The following is a 12,555-nucleotide window of genomic DNA, read 5'->3' as shown; positions in this document are numbered from 1 at the left end:
CACCGCCTCGCTCTCATCCGTGCTCTTGCCGAACGCGGCTTTGAACTCCATGGTCAGCGGGCTGCCATCTTTGAGGTTTCTCAAGCCTGCAAAGGCGATGCTCCGCTCGTAATAACCTTGATTGATCCACGTATCATTGACCTGTGAGGTGGGTGCCGTATGGATCGGAAGGTTGTAGTCGCTGCCATCAGCGTTCGTCCCTTTCAGACGCAGCCAGACATATTGGCCTGTGGCAATCAACGGCCAGACGCCCATGCGATAGGTGGCATTGCTGGTCAGATTCCCTACATTGAACTCCTGGCCCTCGCCGTCATCGTCGGCGTCCATGATCACCGGCAGGATCAAGCTTGAGTCCGGCAAGGTGCCAACATTCAACAACAGCGGCAACGAGGTGCGGGGCACACCGTTGCGGGTGACGGTGTACTCCACAGTGACGGTTTTGCCCAGGTTGAATGCCAGCACGGTGACCGGCAGTTCGATTGTCAGTGTGGTTTCACTGATGGGTCTGGCCGGGGTGGTGTGCGAGCCGCCGGCGGCAGTGCCGGGTGCGCCGGTCCAGGTCACGCTGAGCAGATCGCTGAACAGCAAGTCTTGCGAATCGATGTTGACGGTCAGGGCTTCCACGGCCTTGATCGGCTGCAAGGTAGTGCCATCGGCCTCGGCCTGCTGAACCTTCGGCCGGGTCAGCAGCACGGCTTCGCCGACAGTGAAATTCAACGTCCGCGAGTAGCTGACACGTTCCGGCGTGGAGCCTGCCGCCACCCTGAGGATTTCATACATCGCGTCCACAGTGCCGCCGCGATTGGGTTCGATGTGGGTCTGGACGAAGGTCGGGTTCAGGGTGAAATCGATGGCTCTACCGGCATTGAGCGAATTGATCGGCACCGAGTCGCTGGTCTTGCCGGTTTTCGAGCCGCGCCAGGTATAGGTGACCTTGTCACCCGCTTTGGTGGGTTCGGCGGCAGCCGGGGCGGTCAGTTTGCTCGAACCGCCGGGCAGGTCGTCGGGTTCGAGTGTTCCGCCGGCCTCACCGAGGACGATGGGCGCGACCAGTTCCAGCAGCGGTTCACCCACCCGCAACAGAGCATGGTGCAGTGACTCGCGCCGAATGATGCCTCCATCGCTGCCCTCGGCCATCAGCACGTAGAACAAATCCAGCGTACCGCCCTCGATGGCTTTGAGGTGTTTGCCCTCGACGATGATCGGGATCGGTTCTTTGTCGTCGATATCGCCCTTGCTAAGGGTGTGCCAGTCCAGTTCCGGGTCGTAGACGCCGAAATCCTGGCGGGTGCCGACCCAGCGCAGAACGATGACCATGCCCACCTGCATCATCGGATCAAAGGGGATGACGGCGGTGGTGTACACCCGATCAGGGTCGAGTGCCCCTTGTTGCGCATCCACGGCAATCGGCGCGAGCAGGCGTCGGGTTGCTCCGATGATACTGACGAAGCGCCCCTTGGAGGCGCGATCATCAGACCCGCTGCGTTCCACGCGATAACTGAACACGGCCTGGGTTTTGGCCAGCAAACGTATGTCGGCGCTTGGCAGGGCCAATTCGTAGATGTTGCCCACGCTGATGAGCGGCTCGCCGCGGACTTCAACGCTGATCGGTTCGCCGTCCAGCGTGGTGCCCTTGCCCAGGCCGATGATCACATCACCGATCCGGAAGTCGGGTGCGTCGACCAATACCTGCAAGGTCAGCGGCGCATCCCCCAGTTTGTCCATGTCCACAACGCTATTGAAGGCCTCTTTGACCATGGGAGGCGACAGGCGCGTGTTGCCGGTATCGACGGCAATCTCCACTGCGGCGCACCAGTCTTCGGAGCGATTGTCGACAATGTCGTGTACTTCAAAGGCTACGGCCAGGCTATCGGTATCGCCGGCGTCGAGGATGGTGGCCTTGTCGACATGGATGATCAGTGGATGGCCTTGCGGGTCATCGATGTGATCCTGGGTCACCCGTGGCGAATACACAAACCAGCCACCCCAGGTCAATTTGCAGCGGTCACCCACGGCCATGTTGGGGTAGGGCAACGGGCTGCTGCTGCCGGGTTTGGCCTTGATGATGATGTCGAGGCCGGTTTCGGCGGTTTCCTTGTCCACGCCATCGTTGATGATCCGCGGATCGATGTACATGTACAGCTCGGAATGCCCCGGGATACTGCCGTTTTCATCCTTGCCGCCGGGCCGGTCGAGTTTGACGAAGATATTCACCGGAGGCAGCGAAGTTTCCGGAGTCTGTTCGAATACCTTGACCCGATATTGCAGCGTATAGGCCCCGGTCACGAACTTCTGGGGCGGGACATACAGGGTGACACGCTCGCCGACATCCCCTGGCTTGACGAGGGTGGTCTGGTCGACCTGAACACCGTCGAGCAGCAGCTCGATGTGGTCACCTAAACCCATACGGTCCCAGGGTGGACAATAGACTTTCAGCCCCTTGTCGGGCGCCAGCAACTGCGCGGCAGCAATATTGATCCCCCACACCCCTCCCTCCAGGGCCGGCTGCGTACGGTCGGGTATTTCCAGCTGCCGCAGAGACTTTGGGGCCGGGAGGCGAGGGGGCTGAATAAGCATGCTGAAGACTCCAGAGTCGTGGGGGGCAAAGAAGACGCTGGAAGTTATTTAGGGGCAGGTGGCGAGCGTTGGCTACTGTCAGAAATTACAGGTAAGGACGTATTTACGATGAACGGTCGGGGGACGGGTTTTGCATGCCTGAAACTGCTTCCCAGTAGGCGCTGCCGCAGAGAAGTCGACTCTGCGGTGAACCCAACCCATGGCGGAGGAGTCTGCTCCCGCTGGGTCGCGCGGCGACTTCACCCCCCATTCAGCTCAACAAAAATGCAGCCTCACGCTGAGCTGAATGTTCAGATATTTCCAGCGACTTCCCGACAAACGGTAAGAAAACCTAGTATTTCTGACAGTAGTCAGCTTTTACCGCCAGGCATCTAATTGAGTCACAAACGTTCCACGCCATCGTCAGTCAACGGCCCGTTTTATCTTCACGACTGCCCTGCGCGAGAACACTGTCCGCTCAACTGCCGTGGAGTTTCGCAATGGTGCCCCCAGAAGAGTCGTCGATGGATCCGCAACACGCACGCGGCGATGACGAACCAAGTCTTGTGGTTATTCCAGAACCGATTGTTCCGGATATCCTGAAAGACGAAGAGGGAAATGAGAGCCCGGACGGGCTATTACCTCGCGATGTATTGAATCGCGATTTGAAAATCACGATTCCGGCGTGGGATTTCTCGACAGAGCCGGAATTCGCAAAAGACGTCGTGTGGGTGGGCTTCAGGCGACGGGGGCTTCCCTTTGATGACGACACGGCGGGGGTGTTCCCGTTCGATATTCCCATTGATCCGGGTGACAAGATTGTTTCGGTGCCTCAAAGGGACCTGGAAGCTGGCGTTTACGACCTGTCGTACAAGCTCGTGATTGGTGGCAACGACGCGGAATCGCTGAAAAAAACCATCACCGTCGATAGAGTGCCGCCGGATGACGGCCAGGAACCGGCGATGCTGGAGCTGCTGGATCTTGAGGGCGACATCACCGATGACTATTTGGACGAGCACGGTCAGGTTCGTTTCAAAGTACGCCTCTATCTGGACGTGAAGGCCCGTGACCGGGCGATTTATTACTGGACGGACACCGACACGCCACCGGGCTTCGAAACCGAAATCCGCGAGCAGGCGTTCAGTCAGTTGGATATCGATAACGATCAACTCATCATCACCGTCTACGCAGACGAAATTCGCCTGCGTGGTCATGGGCAGCGATACATTTATTATCGCTTGCGCGACTGGGCCGGAAACCGGGGACCACGCTCGCGGTTGCTGCCTCTGTTCGTCGATCTGACCCCGGGGGCACCCATCCACAAGCCTCCGCGCATTCCCCTGTCGGACAGAGGCTTGATCGATCGTCAGCACGCCCGGGAGGGGGCGGTCAACCAAGGGGCGGTGACGGTCGAAATCGATGCCTATGACAATCCGTTGAGCGGCGATCAGGTACTGCTGGACTGGGATGGCACTGTTCTGCCGCCGCAGGATGTCGACCCGGCCAATTTTCCTTGCGTGATCCCTGTGCCGTGGAGCGCGCTCACAGCCAAGGGGCTGGGTCCGGTGAATGCTCGTGTCACTTACCGCGTGCGAACAAGGGGCGTCGATAGCAAACCATCAATGGAAACCCTGGTATCGGTGAACCTGACGGTGGCGGGCCAGGATCACGCCAATGCGCCGGCGTTGCTGAACCCCAAGCTTGCCTTGCTGGAGATCTACGGCGCCAACTCCAAGGTGCTGAACACATTGCTTACCGAAGATTTCGGCGAGGACGCCGACGGCTTCCTGACGTTGTTCGACGCACCTGAACGAGGACACACGATCGAAGTTTATTGGGGGAGCATCAGTACGCCCGTGGCGAGATACATCGTCCAGAGCGGTGACGGTGCCGGCAAGAGAGTGCCGTTCAATATTCCATGGGCGGTCATTGACCAGGACCGGCTGAACCCGGCGTTGCCGGTCCATTACACCACCAGCAATGGCATCAACCAGCAGTTGGCTCCATTCACGCCGGTCAAGGTGTCGATCATCATTATCGAAGGTCTCCAAGAGCCTTCGTTCCCTGACGCTGGCATCAGAGGGACGCTTGACTGCTGTGCGAAACCGCGTCTCTGGGAGCGGGTGCGCGTGAGGATTGAAGGCAACCCGGCGTTTGACGAGAAGGACATCGTGACGTTGTTCTGGCAGGGATGTGCGGGACCGAATGGCACCATGCCCATTCCCGGGGCCGCGCAACCGTTCTTCACCACGTTGAGTGCGGATCAGGCAAGAAACGGTTTTGAAGTGCATGTGACCGATTACGAAAAATTGATAGCGCCGATGCAAAACCAGGGTTCGGCGTTATGTCATTACACCTTGAAAAAGTTTACGGGTGGGCAGGGTGTTTCAAAAAAAGATTTCGTGATTATCAATAGAACCATGCCCAGTGGTGCAGTGTGCTCACCCACTAATGAAACCTGTACGGAACCGTAACGGGTAATTGATTCATTAAAGTGCATTAGCCGGTTTTAGTCAGGACAGTCACGAGTATTTATTCGGGGCTGACAGAGAGTGTTGTGCCCGCGTTTTGGGCGTTCGTTGTTTGACAAAATCCCGGGCAGATAAAGCCCGTTTCTGAAGGAGCTGAAAAATGGCAAGTCGTCAACCATTGACGCCCGCTGAACAAAGTCGGGTCGATTATATGAAAGTTCGCCATGCTGTTACAAAAGCTGATGCACCCATCATCAAAGTGCATCCAGATAACCCATTTCTAAGCGATACGTCGGATGATGAAGCCAATCAGATTCCGCTGAGCCAGCAGGGAAAGCCTTTCAAGTGTCTGGTTCCGAGGCCTGCGGATGCTGACGACACGAAGGAAATACCCGGCTTCATTGATCTGACGTTTGACGGAAGTCCGATACCCTCTACTCGATACAATTATGAGACGCCGCTGGACGCCGATATTCTTGAAATCGAAATGACGTTTCCTGTCGGATACACCGATAGGCCGGGGACACATGAGTTGGGATACTTTATCGATCAAGGCGGTAATGAGAGTAACTCTGTTCCGTTGAAGTGCAATGTTGATAGAACTCCTCCGCACCCGTTTTTTCCGGTTGGACTTCCAGATGAAATAGTAAATGACGGTATTACCAAAAAATATCTGGACGACAATGATTTTGTAGCCATTAAGATTCCTGAGTATGGAGATATGAAGATTGGCGATTTTATAGAGTTGTTATATGGGGACTCGACAGTGTTGGCAGAGGTTGTCGATTCGGTCACCCGGACTGATACCATCAATGAGATCGTGCTTAAACTTACCGCTGCACAAGTATTCAAGCAAGATGAAGGGACTCACGCGCTTTTTTTCAGAGTCACCGACCGTAAGGGAAACCCAAGTACTTTTTCTCCACCAGTCCCCGTTACGGTCGTTCTGACAGACCCACCCGAGGGGCTGTTGCCCCTTGATATTCCGCTGCTTGACAAGGACGGTCTGGTCGATCTGACGGATGCGCAAACGCCTTTGGGCGTGGGAATCCTTGAAGAATACACCCACTACTTGCCGGGAGATGAGTTGGTGGTGACCTACGACGGCATTCCGCAGATGGCGAAGCTCATCAACGGTTTCCCGGTTTACGTCGATATTTCATTCAAAGACGTGTTCAAAGACGACCCTGGTGAAAAAACTGTAGACGCCGAGTACCAAATCAAACGCGGCAGCACCTATTACCCGCCAACTCCGATTTCCAAAGAAGTTAAGGTTGATATGCGAAAGCCCGGTCTGCCAATTGATCCGAATAATCCAGACCCGACCAATCCAAATCTGGCGTTGGTGACGGTTCAGGGTGATTCCGGAGGCCCTGCCAATGAGTTGCGAGAAGCCGACAAAGATGGGGACGTTACTGTTACGGTCAATACCTATGGCGGCGCCAAGGAATATGACACCGTTCAACTTGTATATGCGGGCCAGCTTGTTTCTGAGGAGGATGGTGGCCTCGTTACGATTTCAGACCCTGTTCCCACATCGCTTGAGTGGAAAGTGAAGTGGGACGTTATTGCGGCGGCAGGTAATGGTAATCCAAAGCACCCGATGGCTTACGTCATCGGTCATCCGCTGAACGACAACGTAGATATTTCAAAACCTCGGGAGGTGGATGTGGAGATTCAAGAGGACACTGTCCCTGATCCGGCATTTTTACACCTTGATCCCAATTATACTGACTGGCTGAACTGCAAAGCCTTGCGCCTGGATCCCAACGAGGGTGTGGTGGTCGAGGTGCGGGTCCCGGGCGGGGAATTGGCACTGGCGAATCAAAAGCTGACATTCACCTATCAGGGTTATACCGACGACGGCGGTGCAAACCCCAAACCCGAGACAGACGAGGAGGTGTTCTACACACCGACAGAGCAGGAGGCCGCGTCCGGCTTCATTGTGAAGATCCCATACGCGCCCTTGCTCGCGACTCTGAATGCGTGGGGTGGCGTCAAATATAAGGCTGTCATTAACGGACGTGAGACGACCTCCCAACAGCATTTGGTCAGGGTGTACCTGGTCAATCCGGGTGATGGCGGAAGTTGCCCGTTGCCTACCTGATTCAATGCGTTTCAAAGGAAACACGGGAGGCCGCTACGCCTCCCGTGTCCTCGCTGAAACGGTTGCTGAAACAGGCGGATCATTCCTCGAGCGGGACAGGACTTTTCCGTCCGGATCTAGGACTTCTCCTACATTTTTGCTTGACCCGGATAGGTATTGTTCGCGCCTCTTACAGTCTTTTGGCGTTTCTTCTGAAAGATGTGAGGTGATGAACATTCAGGAAGCCACGTCATGAACAAAAACCATGTTTCGCTGCAAAAAAATGCTGCGGCAGGACTCTTTAAAATGCTGGTCGTGCTGCCAGCATTTTTTTTTACCGGCGGGCATTCTTTTGCCGCCGTTATTGTCGATAACGGCAATACGCTGAATATCGATGCAAGCACACCACAGAGCGATTATCTGGTACGCAACGCAAGTGTGCTGAACATCGCGGGGGCCACCACCCAGAGTCTGTCTGTCACGTCCGGATCAACGTTGAATATCAACGGCGCAACGGTCAATGCCGACAGTGGGCTGGTGGGTATCCGCATAACCGGCAGCACGGGTGATCTCACTCGCGCCATCGTGACCAGCGACTTTATGGGGCTGGCGGTCAATCGGTCTATCGGCTCGACCCTGGGCTCCACGGTCACTGCAACCGACAGTCAATTCAAGGGTGGGGAAATCGGTGCTCAGGTCACCGGCTTGAGCACGCTCACGCTCATCAACAGTCAGGTGACGGGCACAGGGGCTGACAGTACCGGCCTGAACATATTGGGGGGGGATGTACGCGCCTCCGCAAGCACGGTTATCAGCGGCGACAAGACCGGGGTGACTATGGGCAGGGATCCCTCGGGCCTGGGCAACAATTCACTGCGGCTCGACAACGCCAGTGTGGAAGGCCGCACCGGTGATGCGATTCTTGTGGACAAGGGCATAAATGCCACCCTTGAGGTGTTGAACCAGTCCTCCCTGACGGGGGGCAACGGCAACGTGCTGACGGTGCAGGGCGCTTCCACCGCGGGCATGTCTGTCCGCGACAGCACGCTGCAAGGCAACGTCAACGTCACCGGCAACAGTACCGCCAATCTCACCTTCGATCAGGGCAACATGAAGGGCGATTTGCTGGTCGAAAGCGGTTCGACCGCCAACGTCACCCTGCAGAACAACTCGCAACTGACCGGCCGTCTCGACAAGGTCAACGGCGTGACCGTCAACAGCGGTTCTAGCTGGACCCTGACAGGCGCTGACACTGTAGAAACACTCGCCATGAATGGCGGGACGGTGCGCTTTGGTGCGCAGGATTTGCCAGATACCTTCTACCAGTTGAACGTCGGCACGCTGACCGGCTCTCCGGATGGTTCCAGTACGGTCGAAATGAAGGGCAATTTCGCCACCGGTCAGCACGACTTCCTCAATGTCACGGACGTTGCCAGCGGGCAATTCGGATTACTGGTGGCCGCTTCCGGTCTGGACGCGCTGAGCCCGCAGCAGTTGACCCTGGTGCACACCGCCGCCGGCGACGCGCAATTTGCCCTGAGAGGCGGGCATGTCGATCTGGGTACCTGGTCTTATAAACTTGATCGGCGAGAAGTGGGGGAGAGCGGTACGGAATGGTTTCTCGACCCGACCACCAAGACCATCAGCCCTGGGGCGAAATCGGTACTGGCGCTGTTCAACGCTCCGGTGACGCTGTTGTATGCCGAGGCGGCAACTTTGCGCAGCCGCATGGGCGAGTTGCGTTTCAATGGGGGTGACACCGGCCTGTGGATGCGCACCTATGGCAACAAGTACAACATCAGCGCCGCTTCCGGCGTGGGTTATCAGCAGACCCAGCAAGGGCTTTCTCTGGGGGCAGATACGCACCTGGGCGACAGTCTATGGGTGGCCGGGATCATGGGCGGCTACAGCCATACCAACCTGGACGTCGCACAGGGGACTTCGGGTACGGTCGACAGCTACTATCTGGGCCCTTACGTGACCTGGATGAACAAGCAGAGCGGTTACTACTTTGATGCGCTGCTCAAGTTCAACCGCTTTCAGAACGATACGAAAGTCGGCATGAGCGATGGCACGCGGGCCAAGGGCAGTTATGACAACTCCGGCATAAGCGCCTCGGCGGAGTTCGGGCGTCAGATCACCCTGGGCAACGGCTACTACATCGGGCCGTACGGCAAACTGTCGACTGCGCTGATTCGGGGGCGCAGCTTTGACCTGGACAATGACATGCAGGCCGACGGTGATCGCAGCCGCTCGGTGCTGGGTGAAGCGGGAACCACTGTAGGCCGCAACTTCAACATGGGCAATGGCATGGTCGCCCAGCCTTATGTGCGCGTTGCGGTGCAGCACGAGTTCATCAATAACAACCGCGTGACGGTCAACGCTGATAATCAGTTCAACAACGACTTGTCTGGCACCCGTGGTGTGCTGGGCGCAGGCGTTGCAGTGGCATTGACCAAGGACCTGCAGGTGTATGCCGGTTACGACTACAGCCATGGCAAGTACATCGAGAAGCCGTATGAATTGACTGTCGGAGCGCGCTGGACGTGGTAAGCAGCGTCATGATGTGAATACCTGAAAAACGCCTCGCACCTGCCGGGCGTTTTTTTGTGCTGGCCTGCCGGTCAACCCGCTGTGCGGGCCGGCGGGTTGACCTGACGCCTGCGACTCAGGTGAATCGCAACACGTTGATTTCCTGATGCCCGGACTCATGCGTGCCCCGCCAGTGCGGCCCGTCACGGGACACCCGGTAGAACAGATTCAGTGCACCGTTCTCCAGCACCCGCAGATGTTTTCCCGGCACGTACAAGGTCACGAGATGATTTTCCACGTCCTGCGGGCTGACGATGTGCCGAACCTCATACAAGTAGGGAATGCCATTGGCCTTGGTGCCCAGCCAGGCCATGTCGACGATATCGTCCGCGGTCATGCCCGGGTACTGAATGTTCACGGTGGCCGATGTGATATCGGTGCTCACCGAATCGCCCGCGGCTTCGCTTAAGACCGGCGCGGGGATCCGGCCTTCCACGCTGGCGAGTTCGTGCCTGGAGGGGAGCGCAGAGCCATCGTCCTTTTTGTAGCGCACATACGATACGTCTGCGGTTCCCATGGCAATCGCCCGGACCTGCGCATTCGGAATCTGAAACATGAGGATGCTGGGGAAGCTTTCCACCCTCTGGGATTGTCGGTTGGGCAACGGAGCACCGGTGGGTGGTGTGCCTACCCAGGTCATGGTGACGGTGTCACCCACCTCGAAATCACTGGTGGAGGCGCGAACATGCACGTTGACATCGCGATTGTTCAATTTGTCGAGATCAATGATGCCGTTGACTGACTCCTGGATAATCGGCTCATCCAGCTGCCGGATTCCGGACATGACTTTGACTGGGGTCCTCAGCGACCACTTCTCGGAGTGGTTGAATACCTCGTCATGGATCCCGTAATGCACCACCTGCGCGTTGCCGTCGCCACCGGCCACAATATCGTCCTTGTGTGCGGTGATCTCGATAGGTGCCGTGCCGGCTGCTTCATCGGCGCTGACGGTATGAGGTGGCAAGAAGGCATTGCCCCATTGCACCTGGATAACGTCGCGCACGGCGATGTTCGGGTAGCGAGGAATAACCATCGGCACACCATTGGCTGCCCAAACCGCATCCACGCCGTTAACGATGACGTCGCGCGGCAGCTGCACGATGTGCAATTTTGCATGTCCGGGCAAATGGGGTTCATCGTCTTTGCCGCCTGGCAGATCCAGCTTCACCAATATTCGCAAGGGCGTGGCGGGCTCGTCGGGGCTGGTGCTGCCTGCGCGGGTCAGTACGTAGTAGACCTCGTCGACCCAGCCGGGAAGGATGTTCGTCACAGGCAGGAAGAAAAACACCGGTTGGTTGCTGCCGTCTTCGTCGTCCTGCAGAACCCGGGTAAAGATCTTGTGATCCTTGCCCCAATAGATATCGAGCGTGTCACCTTTGCGCATGGGTTCGGCGTAGGCATCGACGGAGCAGAACAAACCGTCGGGAAACTGGTAGTAGGTTTTGCAGTTGATACCGCCGTCCCCATCGACGATCGGCTCTATCATGGCCGAAATCCGCAAGGGACGCAGTTTCAGCCCCGGAATCTCAGTCTGCAAGCGTGGAAACAGGAAGGAGTGAAAGTGCGTCATGACGAAAAACCTCAGCGAAGGACAGGTGGCTCTGCGAGGAAGGCGTTGATTGATTGGGCCTGATATGGCGAGTGCTGCCAACTGTCAGAAATAACAGGTAGGAGGTTTTGTCCGACGAGCGGTCAGTGGCAGGGCACTTGGATAACTGGCTCGAAACACACGCAATAGACGGCCTGAGGCGCTGTATCGGGGATAAATGCAGAGGTAGCGGGAGCGGCGGTATTCAGGATTTATCCAAAGTCTTTTGCCGAAGGATGTACACCGTCACCAACACCGCACTGGTCAACATGAACCCCCGCGCCCACGGCAGTGGCACCAGGTAGCACGAGAACAGAATGCTCGCCCACATCAAACCGATCGCGTAGACCTTGCCCTTGAGCGGTATGCCGTTACCGTCGAGGTAGTCGCGGATCCATGGCCCGAGCTTCGGGTGCTCGACCAGCCATTGATAGAAACGCGGAGAGCTGCGGGCGAAACAGGCGGCCGCCAGCAAAAGGAAAGGGGTGGTGGGCAGAACCGGCAGGAAAATCCCGATCACCCCCAATGCCACGCTGAGCCAGCCGATGGCCAGCAGGAAGTAGCGCAACATCAGGGGGCGGTTGCCTATGGGGTTGTCCATAGGCCGGATCTTAGTGGTGACGTGGCTTGAGGATCGCCGGTTTTTCGTCTGGCGCCTGGCACAGCAGGTACAGCGCGGTCAGGGCTTCCGGGATCTGCACGATCATGTCGTCCATCAGGTTGGCGTCCTTGGCGATGTCTTCGAACTCTGGCTGCTCGTCGAACAAGCCCGAACCGACCATGATCGGCAGGAGCATTTCGCTGACTTCTTCTTCAGCGGTTTCGAACCAGGCCGCTTCACGCAGGAATACGCCTTCCATGAAGCCGATGCACCAGCCGCGCAGTTCAGAGTCGTCCGGCTCGTCGCCCAGGTCCAGGTCACACGGCAGTTCGAATTCTTCGTCGGACGCCAATTGGCGGGCGATGTGTGCCTTGAGACCAATCAGGGTGGCTTCGATTTCTTCGCGCTGGGCTTCGCTGCTGTAATGCGGCTCTTCGGCGAACAGGGCGTCGATCCACTCACGCTCCGGTACGTCTTCTGCACAGATTGACAGGGCGGTCAGGTAACCGTGGGCGGCCACGTAATCCAGCGCCTCTTCGTGCAGCTCGTCGGCGTCGAGAAAGACTTGCAGGCGGGTTAGTTGCTCAGCGAAGGACATTACGGGGCTACCTTGGGGGAATAAACAATGCGGGAATTCTAGGCCTTCTTGAGCGCTCAAGCC

6 protein-coding genes and 1 pseudogene are annotated in these 12,555 nt (G+C 57.3%); 3 read left to right on the top strand and 4 right to left on the bottom strand.

All coding sequences use genetic code 11. The features are described 5' to 3' along the window. Window positions 1-2,487: pseudogene (locus tag H043_RS29320) on the bottom strand (hypothetical protein); the annotation flags it as partial. A 593-nt stretch (window positions 2,488-3,080) separates the two neighbouring features. Here H043_RS29320 and H043_RS0124015 point away from each other — a divergent pair. The 3 genes from H043_RS0124015 to H043_RS0124005 all read left to right on the top strand — a co-directional run bounded on the left by H043_RS0124015 (window position 3,081) and on the right by H043_RS0124005 (window position 9,666). Continuing rightward, a complete protein-coding gene (locus H043_RS0124015; protein WP_049827946.1) occupies window positions 3,081-5,030 on the top strand; it encodes a hypothetical protein in 1,950 nt (649 codons plus the stop codon). Between the two features lie 157 nt (window positions 5,031-5,187). Continuing rightward, a complete protein-coding gene (locus H043_RS0124010; protein ID WP_027613993.1) occupies window positions 5,188-7,134 on the top strand; it encodes a hypothetical protein in 1,947 nt (648 codons plus the stop codon). 285 nt (window positions 7,135-7,419) lie between these two features. Continuing rightward, the gene (locus tag H043_RS0124005) at window positions 7,420-9,666 is read left to right on the top strand and encodes an autotransporter outer membrane beta-barrel domain-containing protein (RefSeq protein WP_256214476.1); all 2,247 of its coding nucleotides are present in this window, start codon (window positions 7,420-7,422) and stop codon (window positions 9,664-9,666) included. A gap of 115 nt (window positions 9,667-9,781) precedes the next feature. Here the strand turns inward: H043_RS0124005 and H043_RS0124000 are convergent, their stop codons facing one another. The 3 genes from H043_RS0124000 to H043_RS0123990 all read right to left on the bottom strand — a co-directional run bounded on the left by H043_RS0124000 (window position 9,782) and on the right by H043_RS0123990 (window position 12,492). Beyond that, window positions 9,782-11,275, bottom strand: coding sequence for a hypothetical protein (locus H043_RS0124000; RefSeq protein WP_027613991.1), 1,494 nt, complete (start codon window positions 11,273-11,275; stop codon window positions 9,782-9,784). Between the two features lie 223 nt (window positions 11,276-11,498). Beyond that, complete coding sequence (locus H043_RS0123995) at window positions 11,499-11,894, bottom strand: YbaN family protein (protein WP_027613990.1); 396 nt, start codon at window positions 11,892-11,894, stop codon at window positions 11,499-11,501. A gap of 10 nt (window positions 11,895-11,904) precedes the next feature. Beyond that, complete coding sequence (locus H043_RS0123990; RefSeq protein WP_007962155.1) at window positions 11,905-12,492, bottom strand: YecA family protein; 588 nt, start codon at window positions 12,490-12,492, stop codon at window positions 11,905-11,907. Window positions 12,493-12,555: the final 63 nt, after the last annotated feature.

The organism is Pseudomonas sp. URIL14HWK12:I6 (genome assembly GCF_000514195.1).
In the GTDB taxonomy this organism is placed as follows: Bacteria; Pseudomonadota; Gammaproteobacteria; order Pseudomonadales; family Pseudomonadaceae; genus Aquipseudomonas; species Aquipseudomonas putida_A.
Note: the sequence above shows the minus strand (reverse complement) of the source record. Positions and strands in the feature narration are given on the sequence as shown.

Excerpts from the sequence above, each read along its gene's own strand:
- H043_RS0123990 (WP_007962155.1), bottom strand. The coding sequence starts at position 12,492 with ATGTCCTTCGCTGAGCAACTAACCCGCCTGCAAGTCTTTCTCGACGCC.
- H043_RS0124000 (WP_027613991.1), bottom strand. The coding sequence starts at position 11,275 with ATGACGCACTTTCACTCCTTCCTGTTTCCACGCTTGCAGACTGAGATT.
- H043_RS0124005 (WP_256214476.1), top strand. The coding sequence starts at position 7,420 with ATGCTGGTCGTGCTGCCAGCATTTTTTTTTACCGGCGGGCATTCTTTT.
- H043_RS0124015 (WP_049827946.1), top strand. The coding sequence starts at position 3,081 with ATGGATCCGCAACACGCACGCGGCGATGACGAACCAAGTCTTGTGGTT.
- H043_RS0124010 (WP_027613993.1), top strand. The coding sequence starts at position 5,188 with ATGGCAAGTCGTCAACCATTGACGCCCGCTGAACAAAGTCGGGTCGAT.
- H043_RS0123995 (WP_027613990.1), bottom strand. The coding sequence starts at position 11,894 with ATGGACAACCCCATAGGCAACCGCCCCCTGATGTTGCGCTACTTCCTG.